The organism is Thermonema lapsum, from assembly GCF_011761635.1.
Lineage (GTDB): Bacteria > Bacteroidota > Bacteroidia > Cytophagales > Thermonemataceae > Thermonema > Thermonema lapsum.
Genome location: NZ_JAASRN010000003.1, coordinates 143,211 through 162,346 on the forward strand (window position 1 = coordinate 143,211; position 19,136 = coordinate 162,346).

20 protein-coding genes are annotated in these 19,136 nt (G+C 45.3%); 7 read left to right on the plus strand and 13 right to left on the minus strand.

What is annotated here, in order from left to right; genetic code table 11:
• Positions 1-37 precede the first annotated feature (37 nt).
• The 3 genes from trxB to bshB1 all read left to right on the plus strand — a co-directional run bounded on the left by trxB (position 38) and on the right by bshB1 (position 2,927).
• The gene (gene trxB, locus FHS56_RS10330; protein WP_166920510.1) at positions 38-988 is read left to right on the plus strand and encodes a thioredoxin-disulfide reductase; all 951 of its coding nucleotides are present in this window, start codon (positions 38-40) and stop codon (positions 986-988) included.
• A 145-nt stretch (positions 989-1,133) separates the two neighbouring features.
• Positions 1,134-2,150, plus strand: a complete 1,017-nt coding sequence (locus FHS56_RS10335) for a M23 family metallopeptidase (RefSeq protein WP_166920512.1) — start codon at positions 1,134-1,136, stop codon at positions 2,148-2,150.
• Positions 2,151-2,165: 15 nt separating this feature from the next.
• Entirely contained in the window at positions 2,166-2,927 is a 762-nt protein-coding gene (bshB1, locus tag FHS56_RS10340) for a bacillithiol biosynthesis deacetylase BshB1 (RefSeq protein WP_166920515.1), read from the plus strand.
• On the opposite strand, the gene dapA is transcribed toward bshB1, so the two are convergent.
• The 10 genes from dapA to rfbA form a co-directional block, all read right to left on the minus strand.
• Positions 2,907-3,788 (minus strand): 4-hydroxy-tetrahydrodipicolinate synthase, encoded by an 882-nt coding sequence (gene dapA / locus FHS56_RS10345; protein WP_166920517.1) that lies wholly within the window; start codon positions 3,786-3,788, stop codon positions 2,907-2,909. The two genes, bshB1 and dapA, sit on opposite strands and share 21 nt — an antisense overlap.
• Before the next feature lie 93 nt (positions 3,789-3,881).
• Positions 3,882-4,424, minus strand: coding sequence for an ATP synthase F1 subunit delta (atpH, locus tag FHS56_RS10350; protein ID WP_166920519.1), 543 nt, complete (start codon positions 4,422-4,424; stop codon positions 3,882-3,884).
• 1 nt (position 4,425) lies between these two features.
• Entirely contained in the window at positions 4,426-4,920 is a 495-nt protein-coding gene (locus FHS56_RS10355) for a F0F1 ATP synthase subunit B (RefSeq protein WP_166920521.1), read from the minus strand.
• Between the two features lie 128 nt (positions 4,921-5,048).
• Positions 5,049-5,297 carry an ATP synthase F0 subunit C gene (gene atpE / locus FHS56_RS10360; protein WP_166920523.1) on the minus strand — a complete coding sequence of 83 codons (249 nt, stop codon included), beginning with the start codon at positions 5,295-5,297 and terminating at the stop codon, positions 5,049-5,051.
• A 49-nt stretch (positions 5,298-5,346) separates the two neighbouring features.
• Complete coding sequence (gene atpB, locus FHS56_RS10365) at positions 5,347-6,477, minus strand: F0F1 ATP synthase subunit A (protein WP_166920525.1); 1,131 nt, start codon at positions 6,475-6,477, stop codon at positions 5,347-5,349.
• Positions 6,478-6,492: 15 nt separating this feature from the next.
• Positions 6,493-6,867 carry a hypothetical protein gene (locus FHS56_RS10370; RefSeq protein WP_166920527.1) on the minus strand — a complete coding sequence of 125 codons (375 nt, stop codon included), beginning with the start codon at positions 6,865-6,867 and terminating at the stop codon, positions 6,493-6,495.
• The gene (locus FHS56_RS10375; RefSeq protein ID WP_166920529.1) at positions 6,864-7,091 is read right to left on the minus strand and encodes an AtpZ/AtpI family protein; all 228 of its coding nucleotides are present in this window, start codon (positions 7,089-7,091) and stop codon (positions 6,864-6,866) included. The genes FHS56_RS10370 and FHS56_RS10375 overlap by 4 nt, the downstream gene beginning before the upstream one ends.
• An 8-nt stretch (positions 7,092-7,099) precedes the next feature.
• Positions 7,100-7,564: a bactofilin family protein gene (locus tag FHS56_RS10380; RefSeq protein WP_166920531.1), complete on the minus strand. Its 465-nt coding sequence runs from the start codon at positions 7,562-7,564 to the stop codon at positions 7,100-7,102.
• Between the two features lie 39 nt (positions 7,565-7,603).
• Entirely contained in the window at positions 7,604-8,500 is an 897-nt protein-coding gene (locus FHS56_RS10385) for a M23 family metallopeptidase (RefSeq protein WP_166920533.1), read from the minus strand.
• A gap of 76 nt (positions 8,501-8,576) precedes the next feature.
• On the minus strand, positions 8,577-9,455 hold the full coding sequence (rfbA, locus tag FHS56_RS10390; protein WP_166920535.1) for a glucose-1-phosphate thymidylyltransferase RfbA: 879 nt from the start codon (positions 9,453-9,455) through the stop codon (positions 8,577-8,579).
• Between the two features lie 131 nt (positions 9,456-9,586).
• On the opposite strand from rfbA, the gene FHS56_RS10395 reads away from it, so the two are divergent.
• On the plus strand, positions 9,587-12,553 hold the full coding sequence (locus tag FHS56_RS10395) for an AsmA-like C-terminal region-containing protein (RefSeq protein WP_166920536.1): 2,967 nt from the start codon (positions 9,587-9,589) through the stop codon (positions 12,551-12,553).
• 100 nt (positions 12,554-12,653) lie between these two features.
• Here the strand turns inward: FHS56_RS10395 and FHS56_RS10400 are convergent, their stop codons facing one another.
• Both FHS56_RS10400 and FHS56_RS10405 read right to left on the minus strand, forming a co-directional pair.
• Positions 12,654-13,442 (minus strand): SDR family oxidoreductase, encoded by a 789-nt coding sequence (locus FHS56_RS10400; protein ID WP_166920538.1) that lies wholly within the window; start codon positions 13,440-13,442, stop codon positions 12,654-12,656.
• A 19-nt stretch (positions 13,443-13,461) separates the two neighbouring features.
• Positions 13,462-15,636 carry a 7TM diverse intracellular signaling domain-containing protein gene (locus FHS56_RS10405; protein ID WP_166920540.1) on the minus strand — a complete coding sequence of 725 codons (2,175 nt, stop codon included), beginning with the start codon at positions 15,634-15,636 and terminating at the stop codon, positions 13,462-13,464.
• Positions 15,637-15,783: 147 nt separating this feature from the next.
• On the opposite strand from FHS56_RS10405, the gene FHS56_RS10410 reads away from it, so the two are divergent.
• Positions 15,784-16,296 carry a 3-hydroxyanthranilate 3,4-dioxygenase gene (locus FHS56_RS10410; protein ID WP_166920542.1) on the plus strand — a complete coding sequence of 171 codons (513 nt, stop codon included), beginning with the start codon at positions 15,784-15,786 and terminating at the stop codon, positions 16,294-16,296.
• 71 nt (positions 16,297-16,367) lie between these two features.
• Here the strand turns inward: FHS56_RS10410 and FHS56_RS10415 are convergent, their stop codons facing one another.
• Positions 16,368-16,787 carry a hypothetical protein gene (locus FHS56_RS10415; protein ID WP_166920544.1) on the minus strand — a complete coding sequence of 140 codons (420 nt, stop codon included), beginning with the start codon at positions 16,785-16,787 and terminating at the stop codon, positions 16,368-16,370.
• Between the two features lie 172 nt (positions 16,788-16,959).
• On the opposite strand from FHS56_RS10415, the gene hppD reads away from it, so the two are divergent.
• Both hppD and FHS56_RS10425 read left to right on the plus strand, forming a co-directional pair.
• Entirely contained in the window at positions 16,960-18,057 is a 1,098-nt protein-coding gene (gene hppD, locus FHS56_RS10420; protein ID WP_166920546.1) for a 4-hydroxyphenylpyruvate dioxygenase, read from the plus strand.
• Positions 18,058-18,189: 132 nt separating this feature from the next.
• Positions 18,190-18,894: a CPBP family intramembrane glutamic endopeptidase gene (locus FHS56_RS10425; RefSeq protein ID WP_166920548.1), complete on the plus strand. Its 705-nt coding sequence runs from the start codon at positions 18,190-18,192 to the stop codon at positions 18,892-18,894.
• The last annotated feature ends 242 nt before the right edge of the window (positions 18,895-19,136 follow it).

Here is a 19,136-nt window from a genome sequence, read left to right on the forward strand (position 1 = left end):
AGAAAGACTTTTTTAGACCTTACAAAAAAATAAGTTTATGGAACACACCAAATGTCTTATCATCGGTTCGGGACCTGCCGGTTATACCGCCGCTATTTACGCAGCGCGTGCCGGCATGAAGCCAGTCTTGTATAAAGGTTCACAGCCTGGCGGTCAGCTGACTATCACCACAGAAGTAGAGAACTATCCGGGTTACCCGGATGGCGTTCAAGGACCACAAATGATGATGGACTTTGAGCGTCAAGCTGCCCGCTTCGATACTGACATACGCACCGGCATGATTGTGGAAGTGCGCTTTAATAAAGAAGGAGGAAAACACTATGCCAAAGCAGAGGACGGCACCGAGTGGGAAGCCGATACCATCATTATAGCCACAGGTGCATCTGCCAAGTGGCTGGGACTTGAATCGGAGGAGCGCCTCAACGGCAAAGGGGTATCTGCCTGCGCTGTTTGCGACGGTTTCTTCTTTCGAGGAATGGATGTGGCAGTAGTAGGCGGGGGCGACACCGCTTGTGAAGAAGCCAGCTACTTGTCTAAGATATGCAACAAAGTGTACATGATTGTGCGCCGCAATGAATTGCGGGCGTCTAAAATCATGCAGCAGCGTGTGTTGAATAGCCCCAATATAGAAATCCTTTGGAATCATGTAACAGAGGAAATCTTGGGCGAACAAGAAGTAGAAGGCGTGCGTTTGCGCAATACAGAAACAGGCGAAACCAAAGAGCTGAAAATACAAGGGTTCTTTGTAGCCATTGGACATAAACCCAACACCGATTTATTTGTAGGGCAGCTGGATATGGACGAATCCGGCTACCTGATTACTGAAAAAGGAAGTACACGTACCAACATACCGGGGGTTTTTGCTTGTGGCGACGTGCAGGATAAAATATACCGTCAGGCTGTAACGGCTGCAGGTTCGGGTTGTATGGCAGCCTTGGATGCCGAGCGTTATCTGGCACAAAAAGAAGTGATGACAGAGAGCCACTAAACAGCTCTTTTTTCACACACTTGTTGAAAGGAGAGGGTGCAATACTGCTTCTTTTTAGTTACCTTTGCAGCTGCATGCTCTCCTTTTCTTTTTTTGATGAGCAGGGAGGGCAAGGCAATGATTTTTTCAAAATAAATGCAAGAGCATGCTGTTACGTATCGTTTTGTTGCTTTGCTTGGGCATAGGCTTGCAAGGGATGACGTGGGCTCAGGAGGAACCAGTAAAGCAAAATAAACTGATAGTCAAGCCGCCTGTAGATGAAAACAAAAACTCTTCGGCTGTTCAAAAAAATGCAACAACTGCAGAAAATAGTGCCGTACGCAAAGATACTTTCTTTGTACCCTCGCGTGCTTTGTCGGTAGTAAGCGAAGACACCAACTCCCTGAAATATGAGGAGCCTGCTTTGGTGCAGGTGTCAGAGTTTTTAAAGATAGACTGCGTATGGGTCAAAGCTGCCGAATACTATTCCATCTGGAGTTCGGAATACATCAACCCCTACAAAATACACCCTTCTACGTTCAAAGATACCATTCCCATTCATTTGTATGACAGTACGCTCCAACGCTATTGGTTTCCACCTTTGGATTCTTATTGGAAAACCTCCTCGTTTGGTTATCGCTGGGGCGGGTTTCATCATGGCATCGATTTAGCCCTGCACATAGGAGACCCTATTTACGCTACCTTCGATGGCATAGTGCGGATGGCTCGCTACGATAGGGGATACGGTTACCATGTAGTGTTACGTCATTACAATGGATTGGAAACAGTTTATGCACATATGAGCAAAATCCTCTGCAAAGTAGGGCAAGAGGTAAAGGCTGGTGAGGTAATAGGCTTAGGGGGCTCCACGGGTCGAAGTACTGGACCACACTTGCACTTTGAATTCCGTTATGCTGGCAACCCTTTTAATCCTGAAGAGATTTTTGACTTTTATACCGAACCCATGCAATCCATCAAAGGGGAATGGTTTTATTTGTTGCCTCAGCATTTCAGGCATTTGGGGGTTACTGTCAAACAGCAAGTGTGGCATGTTGTAAGAGCCGGCGATACACTTAGCCATATTGCACGCCGCTACGGAGTTTCTGTCTCTTATTTAATGAAAATAAACGGATTGGGACCCCGCAGCGTGATACGACCGGGGCAGCGCCTGCGTATTCGTTAAAATACTTGTTGGCTTATGAAAACTACACAAGTAGAAAAGGTAGATATATTGCTCATAATGGCACATCCCGATGATGCTGAATTGTCGTGTGCTGGTATCATCGCATCACAAGTAGCACAGGGTTATCGTGTGGCTATGGCAGACTTGACTGCCGGTGAAATGGGTTCAAGGGGCAACGCTGATTTGCGTATCCGAGAAGCAGAAGAAGCAGCCCGCATATTGGGGGTGGTGGCAAGAGAGAATCTGCGCTTAGCAGATGCTTTCTTTCGCTTAGACTACATGGCTACCTTGCGCGTCATAGAGCTTATACGTTACTATCGCCCTGACATTGTAATTACCAATGCGTTGCACGACCGTCACCCAGACCACGGAAGGGCTGCACAGCTGGTCAAAGAGGCTTGTTTTTATGCTGGTTTGCGACGCATCTCTACTTTCCGTGACGGGCAGGAACAGGAAGCATGGCGCCCTAAGGAAATATTCCATGTGATACAAGATGAGTTTATAGAGCCCACTTTTGTAGTGGATGTAACTCCTTTTTGGGAGGTAAAAAAACGAGCTATTGCAGCTTTTGCTTCGCAGTTTTACGTGCCCGGAGTTTCTGAAAAACTAAGCAACGAGCCAGAGACCTACATCTCTACGCCTTGGTTTATGGAACGTATAGAAGCAAGAGGCAAGGAGATGGGGCATTTTATAGGTGTGGATTATGGTGAAGGATTAGTTGCCACCAAACCCCTTGCCGTAGCATCACTGCCGCTTTTATTGCGGCAAAAGGCTTAGCTTTTTCAGGGCGTCTTCTATAGCTTTCGATAAGGCAGCAGAAGCAGGTGCCAAAGGCAAACGCACGTGCTCTTCACAGATGCCCATATGTTTAAGCACACATTTTATACCTACCGGGTTGCCTTCTTTGTATAGTAGCTCATTGATGCCTATCAGTTGCTTCAATAGCTGTTTTACTTTCTCTTTTTCTCCTGCAAGAGAAGCATGAACCATATCATTAAAGGAGGCAAAAGCATTCGCCATCACCGATATTACACCTTCAGCACCTATGGCAACCATGGCGGGTGTCAAAAGGTCGTCGCCCGAGAGCAGCAAGAACCCTTCTGGGCGTTCTGCGGCTATTTGCATAATCTGCATCAAATCACCAGAAGCCTCTTTGATGGCTACTATATTGGGATGCTGTGCTAAGCGCAAGGTAGTGGCAGCCTGCAGATTGCAGCCGGTGCGCCCCGGTACGTTGTAAAGAATCACGGGCACGGGGCTATGCTCCGCCACCTCTATAAAATGGCGATATAAGCCCTCTTGTGAGGGTTTATTGTAATAGGGGCATACCGACAAGATGGCGCTGACGCCACTAAGGTCTATCTCTTTCAGTTGTCGTACTACGGCTTGAGTGTTGTTGCCACCTATGCCAAATACTATGGGTTTTTGTGCTGGATGCTCTTTGGCTAACGCTAAGAGTTGTTTTTTTTCTTCGGCAGTGATGGTAGGCGATTCGCCGGTAGTGCCTTGTACTACCCAATAGTCAACACCTATTTGGTGCGTGTAATCTAAAAGACGTTCGTAGGCAGCCCAAGCGATACTGCCGTCAGCATGCATGGGGGTAACCAGTGCCACGCCAACACCTTGAAGTGCTTTCATAGGGAATAGGTTTTATGTTGTTTCAAACAAAAAAGCCATACACAACGAGCTGTTGCATATGGCAATTTATTAAAAAAACGAAGCTTCCAATATTTAGGCGCGGGTGAGCTCCTGCTCTATTCGGCGCAGCTTGCTACGTATCGATGCATCCAGTTGGGTTTCTTCAATACGCAACACGAAGCCACCGATGAGTTCAGGATTTAGTTGCTCGAACAATCGCACCTGCTTGCTGTTGGACGCTTTAGCTACCAAGCTGGTGAGGCTTGCTTTGAGCTTTTCGTCTAAGCTTACTGCTGATTGCACATAGGCTCGCTGAATGCCTTGCTTTTCTTCATAAAGCTTTTCAAAGGCAATCGCAATTTCATAAAGGATATTTTCACGGTTACGCTTCGACAGTGCCTCTATGAACTTTATGGTAAGCGGGTGCAGATGTTTCTCAAAGATGGCTTTCAGTATAGCCAGTTTTTTATAGCTGTAGATGATAGGGTTGTTGAGAATAGCCTCTACCTGCTTGTTTTGCTTGAGGAACTGTTCAACGGCTTCCATGTCACGATAAACAGCTTCCAGCGCGTTGTGTTCCACTGCTAAATCCAACAGAGCTTTGGCATAGCGTTTGGCGACTCGTTGTGCAGACATCTTAGTTCAGTTTAACATCTTTCAATAACTCTTCAATATAAGCCTTTTGCTTGGCTTCTTCTGAGAGCTGATTTTTAAGGATGCGCTCAGCTACTTGCACCGAAAGGGTAGCTATTTGCTCTTTGATTTCGCTCAATGCCGCATTTTTTTCCGATTCAATGATGCGACGGGCATCTTCAATCATGCGGTTGGCTTCTTTCTTGGCGTTTTCTTTTGCTTCCTCTACCAACTGACGAGCAGTTTCTTGGGCTTTTTTCAGGATTTGGTCTTTTTCTACACGTGCTTCTTGAAGCAGCTTTTCATTCTCGGCAGAGATACGCTGCATCTCGCTGCGTGCTTTTTCAGCAGCAGCCAATGCATCGTTGATTTCTGCTTCGCGTTTTTTGATGCCTTGTAAAATGGGTCTCCATGCATATTTGCTAAGCAGAAATACCACCAAGAGGAAAGTAACGAGCTGCCAGAAAAACAAACCGAGTTCGGGTGTGAGCAGTTGCATAGTTCTTTTGTTTTTTTAAAATGATGTGATAATTAGGGTATATATCGATGATTTTCTAAACTAAGCAAAAGAGGAGGCAAAGCCTCTGCCTGCCAAACGCAGCGCAGAAAACTTTGCCATTGGGGTGATTAGGAAAGTGCCAGCAACAAGCACACTACTGCACCAAAGAGGGCAACACCCTCGATAAGAGCAGCAGAAATAATCATAGCGGTTTGTACCTTAGCAGTAGCTTCGGGCTGACGTGCAATGGCGTCCATAGCTTGACCACCAATGCGACCGATACCCAGACCAGCACCTAAGGCTACTACACCGGCACCCAAGCCGGCGCCCAAACCTACCAGACCTTCCAACAAGAACACAATCAGAGTTGCTAACATAGTTTTTATTGTTTAAGTGAATGAAAGCCTTTGTTTGAGTCTTATGAAATTAAGCCGTTACAGCCAGTTCTTCTTTTAATTCAGCCTGTGTAGGCTTCTCTATATGAGAGGCTTCTGTATGTGCAGGCTGATGCTCACCGTGCTCTTCTTCATGATGATGCTCTTCTACGGCTTGTCCGATAAAGAGGGCGCTCAGCAGCGTGAATACGAATGCCTGAATAAATGCCACCAACAATTCCAAGCCGTTGATAAAGAGAGCAAAGCCTACACTAATAGGTGCTATAGCAAAGCTTTTGAATATGAAAATAAGAGAAAGGAGGCTCAGAATAACGATGTGCCCAGCAGTGATGTTGGCAAATAGACGGATAGTTAATGCAAAAGGCTTAGTGAAAATACCCACTATCTCAATAGGAACCATAATAGGGTAGAGCCAAGCAGGTACTGGAGGAGCAAATATGTGTCCCCAATAGGTTTTATTCGCATTGAAAAGAATCATCACCAAAGTAAAGCCGGCAAGAGTAGCGGTGATGGTGATGTTGCCAGTCAGGTTGGCAGCGCCGGGCAACAAGCCAAGCAGGTTGTTAATCCAGATATAGAAAAAGACAGTTAGCAGGTAAGGCATGAAGCGCTCATACTTATCTTTGCCGATGGCAGGAATGGCAATCTCATCGCGCACGAAAAGAATCAGCGGCTCTATAAGTCCGGCAAGCCCTTTGGGTGCTTGTGGCTTGTCTGTTTGGTAAGATTTTGCCACCTTTCCAAAGATGAGAAACAGCAACACCACACTCAAGAACATGGAGGCTACGTTCTTAGTGATAGAAAAATCATAGATAGTAGCTTCTTCGTTACCTGCCAATTTGATATGGTCATGTTCTATAATGTAGGTGTTCTTGCCTCTTTCTAGCAGAATACCTTCTTCTGTCTCTTTCCCATGGTGAAATTCGCTGGATAGAAATACGTCTAAACCATTAGGGGTATATAAAATTACAGGTAGCGGAATGCTTACATGGGTTTCACCAATCGAAAAAAGGTGCCACTCATGCGAATTACTTAAATGGTGGAAGATGGTCTCACCTGCATTGAATTCTTTTTCTTCTTCCGGTTGTGGATTAGCATAGGCAGACAATCCAAAGCCCAGCAAAGCAATGAAAATCAGAAGTATAGCTTTGATTGATTTCATGGTTTATCCGTGTATTTAAGAATCGGACGGCAAGTTAGTTAATAGATGGTAAATTTCAAATCCAACAAACAGAAAGTATAAGACAAAGAAGAGGGTTATGAAGCCGAAGGGGTGGCTGACACCTTGCCACAGAAAAATACCAACGAAACCCAGCGAAAGGAACAGGCGTAGCGTCAGGCTTGTGAAGAAGGCTTTTTGGAGGGTATGCGGGTCTTTTTCTTTAACCCCTAAACGATGCAAAAGCGTGCTGATAAACGAAATAGCCAATATGAAAATTAAAACCCACCACCGCTCGGCAGGGAGCCATACCCATTGATAATGTTCTCCTATGAAAAAGAAAAGAGCAGCGGCGCTGCTTAGGCTTAAATACGAAATCCACGGTTGCTTCATGAGTCTTGGGATAGGTTTTTTATCAGAGAGATGATAGAGCCAACGACGCCTATCAGCACAAAAATAATGGTAAATACCGGAAACTTCCATGAGAGTTTCCGGTCTATTTGAATACCTATCCATAGAAAGATGCCTATGGTTGCCAGCATCTGGATACCCAAGCCACTGTAACGGATATAATCGTGTAATGGCTTGGATGAAGGTTTTTTATTTTTTTCTGGCAAGTCAAAACTTATTTAGCTTCTACCTTAGCTTGTTCTTTGGGCAGAGTCCCCTTGTCTAAGATGGGGACATCTTTCACGATGCCACTACGGGCTTCTTTGATGATTTTTTCATCACCCATAGAGCATGTGCCGGTGAATACAGCCCCCGCCTCGATGATGAGCTTACGCGTATAGATATCACCGATAATCTGTGCTGTACTTTTGAGTACAAGTGTATCAGAAACTACTACTTTACCTGTGATTTCGCCTTCTACTTCCATGTTCTCGGCAACCACATTACCTTGTATAACAGACTTGTTGCCTGTAACTATCTTGGCTTTGCTGATGACGTCGCCGGTTACCTGCCCATCGACACGTATATTGCCCGATGCCTCCACATTGCCTGTGAAGTGGGTGCCCATACCAATGTGTGTATTGGTGTGAAGGTCTTGGGGCTCTTGCCCTTTCGAAGGGGTGCTACTAAATACAGCCATGAACATAACGCTTCTGGTTTTAGATGTTTTTACTTGGAACTAAAATGCAATCAGTTTTTCTGGGTTCACAGGGTTGCCTTTGAGCCATAACTCAAAATGAAGGTGAGGACCCGTGCTATACCTGCCTGTGTTGCCAATGATGGCAATAGCTTCGCCGGAGCTTACTACGTCGCCCACTTGCTTGAGCAATCTGGCGTTGTGTTTGTAAACAGAAATTAAATTGTTGCCATGCTGTATGGCAATCACATTGCCGGTTTCGTCGGTCCATCCGGCGAAGACAACGGTACCATCAGCAACACTGTGAATGGGGGCATTGGCTTTGCTTACGATGTCTATGCCGTAGTGCTTCTTTTCCATATTGAAATGCCCAGAGATGACCCCCTGTAAAGGAGGGAAGAGCATTCCTATGGAACTGCTGCCAGCTTGGTTGGCTACCTGATAGTAGGTGCTGCCAGTGGTTTGTTCTGCTTTTTGCTCGTATTCGCTGCGCAATGCAAGCTCTGCCTCTGAGATGTAGTCTAAGTCTATGCTGTCATTTTGGGGCATTTTTAACTTACCATCTTTGCTCGCTTTCTCTTTCTTCTTTTCTTCTTTCCATGGTTCCACATCGCCACGAATGACTCTATGCAGCGTCTGGATATATTGCTCATGGTGCTGAAGAGCTATTTCCAGCGAGTCAACAGTTTGGTAAAGACGAATGAGCTCTCGCTTGAGCGTTTGAGTTTCCTGCTTGCCAAAACTGCCGTGTTTGTGCAGGTAAGAGGAAAGCCAAAAGCCACTGATGAAAATCAAGAATATGAGGGGAACAGTGATGGCTAATATTTTTGCCCGGGTGATGGGATAGGACTTGTAATCAGCCAAGCGTTCTTCGTCGCGCATCACCAGACGGTAGGGGTGCGTAAGCCAAGCATAAAGTGTTTCTTTTGTCTTTTTCATGATTTTGTGTCCGTCTCTCTTTGCCTGATGATTTCTAACTTGCCTCTCACTTATTACGAATACTTGAATGACAGGTTTATTGATGGATTTTCTCTTGCTGTAAGATTTGCAGCAGATACTGCCCGTATCCGCTTTTAAGCAGCGGTTGAGCAATGCGCTCCAGCTGTTCGGCATCGATGAAACCGTTGCGGTAGGCTACTTCTTCTATGCAACCTATCTTAAGACCTTGACGCTCTTCTATAACCTGTACAAATAAAGAAGCTTGCATCAGGGATTGGAAAGTACCGGTATCGAGCCAAGCGGTACCGCGATTCATGACCTTTACGGTCAGGGCATCCATTGCAAGATACGCTTTGTTCACATCTGTGATTTCATATTCGCCTCGGGCAGAGGGTTTCAGCGACTTGGCTATGTCTATCACTCGGTTGTCATAGAAGTAAATACCGGGCACTGCATAGTTGGATTTGGGATGCTGTGGCTTTTCTTCTATAGAGAGCACCCGCATGTTTTTATCGAAGGTTACTACGCCGTAGCGCTCGGGGTCTTGCACATGGTAGGCAAAGATGATGCCCCCCTCTGGGTCATTGCAAGACTTGAGGGTTTGCGACAGTCCTGAACCGTAAAAGATGTTGTCGCCTAAGATGAGCGCCACTTTGTCTTTGCCTATGAATGACTCACCAATCACAAAGGCTTGCGCCAAGCCTTCGGGTCGTTCCTGTACAGCGTAGTGAAAGCTGCATCCCAAGCGACTGCCGTCGCCCAGCAGTTGTTCAAAACGCGGAAGGTCTTGTGGTGTAGAAATAATCAACACCTCTCGAATCCCCGCCATCATCAAAGTAGAAAGCGGGTAGTAAATCATAGGTTTATCGTATATGGGCATCAATTGCTTGCTTATGGCTTGTGTAATAGGGTAAAGACGAGTACCGGAACCGCCTGCCAAAATGATTCCTTTCATAAGCTCCTTTTTACATGAATGTGAAACAGCAAATTCTTTTTTTAGACACCTAAATATAAGCCAAATCGGTTTAAGCTCAAAAAAATGTATTATTTTAGCTTGATGAAATCACTTTCTAAATCGCGCGAGTCATGAAAAAGAAAATCCTAGTTGGAGCCGGTATCTTGTTGCTCGTCTTGCTGTTGGGTGTGCTGCTAATTCCTGTCATTTTTAAAGATGACATAAAAGCAGCTGTACGTAAGCAGCTAGCTCAATATATAGCTGCCGATGTGTTCTTTGATGCCGATAAATTTTCGGTAAGTCTTATTAGCGATTTTCCGCATCTGAATGCCCGTTTGGACGATTTTGGAGTGGTGAACCGTGCACCTTTTGCCGGAGATACCTTGTTGGCGGTGCGTTCGTTCCGTTTGAGCCTTGATTTGTGGAGTGTGCTTTTTGGCAATGAAATGAAGGTCCGTTCAATACAGCTTATCGAGCCGCGTATTCATGCACTGGTCAATGCACAAGGACAAGCCAACTGGGATATCTTTTTAGAGCAGCCGGCAGATACGCTCACAGAAGAAGAAGCCGCCCCCTTGGCGTTGGCTATTGATGAGTGGCGCATTGAAAACGGCTATATCGTTTACGACGACCGTAGCCTGCCAATGTATGTGCGTTTGAGTGGGGTAAACCATCTTGGGTCAGGCAATTTGCAGGCAGATGTGTTTGATATGATAACGCAGACCGAAATAGCAGCCACTTCGGTTGCTTATGACGGGGTGGAATATATGAGCGATAAAAAAGTGAACGCCGACATTACCATGGGCATAGATTTGGCAAAAAGTCAATATACTTTTAAGGATAATCTGCTAACAGTCAATGAATTCCCGCTACATTTTGAAGGAAGCATCTCTATGCCCGATACCAACATTGTTTTGGATTTGCGCTACAATTCCCCAAAAACTGACTTTAAAAAGCTGCTTTCGTTGGTGCCGGGTGTCTATTCGTCTTCTTTCGAAGGACTGAAAGCCGCAGGCAGCGTGCAGTTTGAAGGTGCAATAAAAGGTACCTATAATGCTGTGCAAATGCCCGGCTTTTCACTTTTGTTGGCAGTAAAAGATGGCGAGTTTCAGTATCCGCAGCTGCCGACGGCAGTGCGCAATGTGCAGGTGGACTTGAAAGTAGAAAACCCCGACGGAGATTTGGAGAAAACCCTCATCGACTTGAAGCAATTCCACATGGACTTGGGTAAGAACCCTGTGGACATCCGGCTGCGCACCAAAGGACTGGCGACAATAGACATGGATGTGCTTGCCAAGATGCGTTTAAACCTTGCAGACTTGACAAGTATGTTCCCTATGGAGGGCGTGCAGCTGAAAGGTGTCTTTTCATTAGATGCTACCGCTAAAGGAACTTATGGCGGGCAGCAAATGCCCACACTCGACGCGCAGATGAGCCTAAGCAACGCTTACGTGAAAACTGCCGAAGTTCCCAAGCCCTTGGAGAACCTTAACCTTCAGGCAAGTCTGCAAAGTGATGGTACTTTGCCCGGTTCTTCTTTCCACTTGCAGCAATTTACCATGCTCTTCGATGGAGAACCCATAGAAATGAGTGCTCGCGTGCAGGATTTCGACAAGGTGAATTTTGAAGTGAAAGCCAAAGGTAAGGCAGACCTCGCCAAGCTCACCAAGCTTTATCCTTTGGAGGACATGCAGCTGGCAGGTAACATAGATGCCGACCTGAGCGCCAAAGGCAACATGCAGCTGATTAAGCAGGAAAAATACGACCAACTGGACTTTGCCGGTTATGCACGTTTGAGCAACTTCCGTTATTTGACTTCAGGCATGCCGGAAGTGCGCATACAGCAAGCCGCTGCCCGTATTTCACCCAAAGAAATTATGGTGGAGCAGATGACCGGGACAGCAGGCAAATCAGATTTCCAATTGGTGGGTACCATAGCTAACTACATGGCTTATGTTTTTCATGATGCCGTTTTGCGCGGTAAGATGCATATGGAATCGAATCACTTCGACGTGAACGAGTGGATGACCGAAGAAGAAAATCCCCAACCTACGCCCACTGCTGCCACTGCCGAGCCTGATACGGTGGATTTGGCAGCCATTGCCATTCCTAAAAACCTCGATTTTGTGTTTGATGCTAAAATAAAGGAAGTAGTCTATGACAATTTGACGCTGCAAGATTTGGTCGGAAAAATTGTGATGCGAGATGGTAAGGTTTTATTTGAAAACGTGAGCAGTCGCACCATGGGCGGTCAGCTGCTATTGACTGGTGTATATGACACTTCCGAGCCTTACCGTCCGTTTTTCGATTTCTCTATGAAGATTGCAGAAATACAAATCAGTGAAGCCTACAAAAGTTTGGTTACTGTGCAGCGTATGGCGCCTTTAGCAGCAGCCATGCGAGGGGCTTTTTCATCAGATTTGCGCCTGGCAGGTGTGTTGGGTAGCGACCTGATGCCCAAATTCGAAACGCTCAGCGGTGGCGGTTTGATAGCCATCATTCGAGCCGCTTTGCAGGAAACGCCTGTGTTATCCCAAATTAGCGCCTTCACCAAAATGAGTGATTTGACCCCTATGAACCTGCAAGATGTCATCATGAAAATCAAAATAGACAAAGGGCGGGTTCATTATGAGCCTTTTGTAGTGAAAAATGGCGACCGTACCATGACCATCAGCGGAAGCAATGGCTTTGATGGCAGCCTTGACTTTGTTGCAGCCATGGATGTGCCGGCAGGTGCAGCAGGGCAAGCCGTTCAAGGTGCTGTGAATCAGTTAATTGGTACGAACGCTTTGAGTGGCGACCGCTTGTTATTCGATATAGAGATAGGAGGGACCTATGATAAGCCCAAAATCAAAGTAAAGCCACGTACTTCTACCAAAGAAACGGTAAAAGAAGTGGCTAAGGAAGAACTACAAAAGCAAAAAGAAGCCATTCAACAGGTAGTAGAAGAGAAAAAGCAAGAGTTGGAACAGCAGGTGAAGCAAGAAGCCGACAAGGTGAAACAAGAAGTAGAAGAGAAAGCCAAAGAAGAAGCTGATAAACTTAAAAACAAAGTGAAAGAGAATGTAAAAGACAAGTTGCCTATTAAATTGCCATGATACAAATCCGCTATATAGGCATTTGACAAAACCGGCTTGGAGCCTCGTGGCGCTTTCAAGCCGGTTTTACTTTTATGCTATTTTCTTTATGCCCTACTCTTTAGGCAGAGTGCAGACGTCCGCCGTCCACAGCCAAATGTACTCCATTGATGTAGCTTGCCAAAGGCGATGCCAAGAATGCTACGGCATAAGCCACCTCTTCGGGGCGGGCAAAACGTCCGGCAGGTACTTGCGCTATCATCTGTTGAGCTATTTCTTCGGTTGGGCACCCCTCTTGCTCTGCACGCTTTTGTATGATTTGTTCCAGGCGCTCGGTTTGTGTGAAGCCCGGCAGTATATTGTTCACAGTAATGCCCCAAGGGGCTAACTCGCGGGAAAGTGTCTTTGCCCAGTTGGCAACGGCTGCCCGTATGGTATTCGATACCCCTAAGTTGGGAATAGGCTCGCGTACCGAGGTGGAGATGATGTTGATGATGCGCCCATATTGCTGCCTACGCATAGAAGGGAGCACTACTTTTAGTATCATTTGCGAAGCAACCAGATGCTGCTCAAAGGCTTGCCGGTACGCTTCGACGGGGGCACTGTGGGCGGCTCCCGGAGCTGGTCCGCCGCTGTTGTTCACCCAAATATGTAACTCAAGCCCCTGCTTGTCGAGGAGGTTTTGTAGTGCTTGGCTGCTTTCTTCTGCCTTCGAGAGGTCGGTAGCTAAGATATGATGTTCATTGGCACGGGGCAGGCTTTTCTTTAATGCCTGTAATTCTTCTTGATTGCGAGACAGCAAGACCAGCTGTGCACCTGCACGAGCCAGCACTTCGGCGCAGGCACGCCCAATGCCACGGCTTGCCCCGCCGATAAGTGCCCTTTTGCCTTGAAGGTCTATACTAAGCATATTTTTCTTTCAAAAAAATTTACAACCTGATACCCATCAGCAGCACATCGTCGCGCATGGGTGTGCCTTTAGTGAAGTTCTCCAATTCTTCTATCAAGTACCGACGTTGCCGCTCCATGGGCTCTTTATAGTACAATTGAAGGAGTGTTTTCAGTCGTTTAATACCGAACTTCTCCCGTTCGAAATTAGCTGCGTCGGTGAAGCCATCGCTGCCAATGTAAATGCAGTCCCCAGCATGAAGCATCAGCCGATGATTTTCGAACTGTTCCAGCTTTTGGCTCATAATACCCCCAATGCCGCGTCGGTTGCCTTTCAGTTCTACAAGGGCACCATCCTTGATGATGTAAGCCGGGCGCCGGGCACCGGCAAAAGTCAACTCAAAACTTTCATCATCTATTTTATCTATCCGGCACAGGGCAACGTCCATACCATCAGCATTACCGGTTTCATCTTGACGCAAAGCCTTGAAAACTGCATCATTGAGTGTCTCCAACACGAGGGAGGGGGTGTATATGTGCTTTTCGTTGATGATTTCGTCGAGCAGGGTGCTGCCTATCATAGACATGAATGCCCCCGGTACGCCGTGTCCGGTGCAATCGACAGCCGCAAAAAATAGATGCCCTTCCTGCTGGCTAAACCAATAAAAATCGCCTGATACGACATCCCGCGGAAGATAGATAACAAAGAAGTCACGCACATGCTCTAAAATCTCTTCTTTGGACGGCAACATGGCGCGCTGGATGCGGTCGCCATATTGAATACTTTTGTTCAGGTGCTCATTGATGGCTTGCAGCTCTTGGTTTTGCCGTTCGATGAAGTCCCTTTGTGCCAAAATTTCCTCTCTTTGCTGTTGCAATTCCTCGTTTTGAGTGAGGATTTCCTCCTGCTTTTGCTGCAGTTCGATGGTACGCTCGCGCACTTTCTGCTCCAAAATAATATTTTGTTCGCGTATGATGCGCTCATTTTCCTGAGCCATTGCCAACGCACGGGCTTGTGCTTCTTCGCGTTGTCTACGTATGACATTGATGCGGTCAGCTAACGCAAGTGAAAGGAAGACTACTTCAATGACGGCACCGAACAAGTGACCGTAATGGAAGATGAACGTACGAGGCAGGACGCCGAATGCTTCTGAGGCAGTAGCTATAAGACCAAGCAAGAAAGCCAACCATGCTACGATAAAGTACTGGGCAGCTTTGTTCCCTGCACGATATGCCACAATGCCTGCTATGATGATAACCACCGAGTCGATGATGATATTCAATGCAACAGGTTTGATGGTAATTTCATAGGGAAGGAAAAAGCTCAGCAGGATATCTAAGGCGTTGATACCAAAAAGTACCCACAGGGCAATCCCCATTTTGGGTGCATAGCGTTTGGTGTAGAGAAAGCGGTTGGTAAAAAGAGTGGCACCTAGCAACCCTAAGGAAACCAACACAGGGATGGAGACATTTGTCCAAAACAGGTTGTTGGACCAAATGTATTGAAAGCCGTGTCCTTGCAATCCAGCTTGTGCCAAGGTGTAGCCAAGCACAAACACACAGTAGTAGGCATAGTGAGGGTTACGTAGCGCAACAAAAAGTAGCAGGTTATAGAAGAGCATGACCAGCATGCAGCCATAGAAAAAACCAAATGCCAAATCACTTTTGATGCTATATTCCTGAAAGGCATTAGGGGTATATATCTTTGCCTCCAACTGCACAGAACTGGTGGTTTTTACGCGCACATAGACAGTGTACACATGATTGTCTTCATATAGGTTCACAGGAAAAGTGGGGTTACGGAAATGTATTTTGCGATGTTTAAAAGGCACTTGGTCGCCAATGGTGGTAGAGACCCACTGCCCGTTCATATCTTGTTGATAAAGGGTCAGACTATCCAATAGCGGATAGTTAAATTCTAATAGCCATTCTTTAATGTACTTCGCCTGGTTTTTAAGCTCTAATTTAAGCCATATGGGCTTTGGGAAGAAACCCAAATTGATTACTCTCTCCTTATATTTGAGAAATTGACCTTTTTGAGCTGCTTGCATCGCATCCTCAAGAGAGGCAGAGCCACTTTCGTCTATCCAGTAGAGAAAATGTGAGCTAACATCTACACTGCTGTTTTCTTCGTTTAGAACAGTTATCCGCTGTTGTGCAAACGTCTCTGCAAAAAATGTAAAGCAGAGTAAAAAGAGGAATGATACAAGTCGCATAACAAGCTAAGTTTTAAACTTATTAAAAGTAGAAATTAATTGCGAGAAAGTTGTGTTTATGTAGGAAAAATATTGGATTTGTGAAAAAAAATTACAAAAAATGTAAATTGAGTTGTTAGAGTTTGTTCAATTGAAAAAGCAAGAGCTATGGCAAAGATGAATGTAATCAACTTGATGAGGTGGATAGAAGCACACCAAGAGGTGCTTAAACCACCGGTAGGGAACAAGGAGATTTATCCCGAAGGTGATTTTATTGTAATGGTAGTAGCGGGTCCGAATGCCCGTAAAGACTATCATTTCAATGAAGGACCGGAGTTTTTCTATCAAATAAAAGGCGATATCGTGTTGAAGGTAGTGGAAGATGGTGAGTTTCGCGACATTACCATCCGTGAAGGCGAGATTTACATGCTAAACCGGCGCATCCCCCATTCGCCTCAGCGCCCAGCTGGTAGCATAGGCTTGGTAATTGAAGAACGCCGCCGACCCGAACAAACCGATGGCTTCATCTGGTATTGCGACAACTGCCATGAAAAACTGCACGAGGTTTACTTGAAATTGAAAGACATAGAGAAGCAATTGCCGGAGGTATTCAAAGCATTTAAAGAAAACAAGGAGTTGCACAAATGCCGGAACTGTGGCGCTGTGCTTGAACTGCCCTGAGTTAGCTCAAAGCCCGGCGAGTAAAAAATACCTCCCGGGCTTTGGCTGCTTTTTGGCAAACAGAAAAAGCTTTATTCTTCTTGCCAGACGGTACGTCGCTCGTCGGGTGAGTGTACCAACTCAACACGTAAAGGCTTAGGCAATATGACCAGATAGGCTTCCCGCCCTTCGTGGTCGCATTCAATCCATACCCCTTGCCCATAAGGGCTGATGAAATGTCGCTCCTTGCCTTTTTTCTCTACAAGCACTTCGCGAGGGACATACGATATAGGGGTGAAAACTTCTACTTCGGGGCACACCTCTTCGTGGATGTCTACCAGGATGTCTTCGAGGAAGTCGCCATATTCTTCAATAAGCTCATCTTCCATATCATGAAGTTCTTCTTCCAAGTCGTCATATTTCGGGTCGTCGTAGTTGAGCTTACTCAGTTTGAGGCGCTGCTCAATGATCTTTATCAATAATTGGTTGATAGCCGGATAGTCGATAGACATAGGTGTTTGTGTGTTTTTTATTTGATGATTTGAACGATGCTGCAAGATACGAACAATCTGAGGTTTATAGAATTACACTCTGCTAAGAATCTTTTTTGTTTTACCGGGGCGTATGTGTAAATTTGTATGAAAAAGAACGCATTTCATTACCATATTCAAAACGGAAAAAACTATGAAAGAGCACGATTTCCTTCCTATCAATGGCACCGACCATATTGAATTCTATGTGGGCAACGCTAAGCAGGCGGCTTACTTCTACCAAGTGGCTTTTGGCTTTCAGTTGGTAGCCTATGCCGGACCCGAAACCGGCGTACGTGACCGCGCATCTTATGTGCTGGAGCAAGGCAAAATACGTCTTGTATTGACCACTTCGCTGGACCCTTACTCCGACATCAGCGAGCACGTGAAACTGCACGGCGACGGCGTGAAGGTCTTGGCTTTGTGGGTAGATGATGCCGAAATGGCATATTACGAAACCATGAAGCGTGGGGCACGTTCTGCTGGGGAGCCCCAAACCCTGACCGACGAATACGGTGAAGTGAAGGTGGCTTCTATCCATACCTACGGCGACACCATCCACACCTTTGTAGAGCGTAAAAACTATCGAGGTCCTTTTATGCCCGGTTATCAGAAATGGGAAAGCCCCGTAAAGTCAGAACCTATTGGTTTGAAATACGTGGACCACTGTGTGGGCAACGTGGAGCTGGGCAAAATGAATGAGTGGGTGCGTTTCTATCAAGATGTGATGGGCTTTAAGCTATTGATAACCTTCGACGACAAAGATATATCTACCGAATACTCGGCGCTGATGTCGAAAGTAGTATCCAATGGCACCGGTTACATCAAGTTTCCTATCAATGAGCCGGCAGAAGGTAAACGCAAATCGCAAATTGAAGAGTATCTTGAGTATTATCACGGACCGGGAGTGCAACACATAGCTGTAGCTACCGACGACATCATCCATACGGTCAGCGAGCTGCGCCGTCGTGGCGTGGAGTTCCTCTATGTGCCCGAAACCTATTACGAAGACCTGAAAGAGCGTGTGGGCAACATAGATGAGGATGTAGAGAAATTGAAAGAGTTAAACATCTTGGTTGACCGCGATGAGGAAGGTTACTTGTTGCAAATCTTTACCAAACCGGTAGAAGACCGACCAACGTTGTTCTATGAAATCATTCAACGCAAAGGAGCTACTTCGTTTGGTAAAGGCAACTTCAAAGCTTTGTTTGAGGCTATTGAGCGTGAGCAAGCACGCCGCGGCAATCTCTAACGTAATTAAATACAAACCTATAAGGTCTGAAAGACCTTATAGGTTTTAAGGTTCTTACGACCAATCCGGCAGTTGACTTTCTAAAAAAAAACAGCAATAAATGGAGAAGAAAGACATTAAACAAACTACCAATTGGCTATCAGTTTTTACCTATTATATTTTATTGCCTGCCTTATTTCATGGCCATTCTTTTGGTGGAGAGACATTGAAACTGAAAGTTGGGATTTATGGAATGTACCCGGATTGGTAAAAACCGCATCTTATATGTGGGGACCGGGGATTGCTGCAATGATATGCTTTTATCTGTTCAGAAAAACACACGTCAGGACCGTAACCTTTTTTGGAACTTCCATTTCAAAAAGTCTTTTATTTTGGTTAGTGCCTGATATAGCTTTCTCAATAAGCACATTCCATGGTACTGAAGCTTTTACATTTCCTTTCACTGGTTTTTTTATAATTTTAGGAGAAGAATTAGGGTGGCGAGGTTTTCTTCAAGATGCACTCAAAAATATAAGCCCAATAAAGAGAGCTATTATTATAGGCGTGATGTGGGAATTTTGGCATTTTACAACCCGAATGAGTGTAGGTCTTCACATTTCTACTTTTGTAAGAATAGCTATTTTCATTATAGCATTATCAATCATCTCTTATATTTTTATTAAACTTACAGAGAAAACCAAATCTTTATTTATTCCCGTTACTATTCATGCTTGGATTGACACTTTGTTTGAATTTAGTTCAACTACAACTTTTATTATCTTTGGGTTGTCTATACCTTTTTGGGCATTTTTGATTTGGAAATGGGAAAAACCATTACTGATATACACTCGCAAATAAAGACAAGAAATTGAAAGTTTTGAGAGTTATAGATAAAGTTTTCCAAATAATGAAAGTTTAGTTTGTCAAATCCATTTTGCTGACAAAAGCCATGTATTGGTAATGCACGGTAACAATAAATTCAAAAAAAACATAAACTAAATCTTTTGGAATTAGTAACCAAATATAGATAAATTTCCATTCCTTTTTGCGATAAATAAGGCAATGGTTATTCTCAACATCTCTTCACTTTTTGAATAACA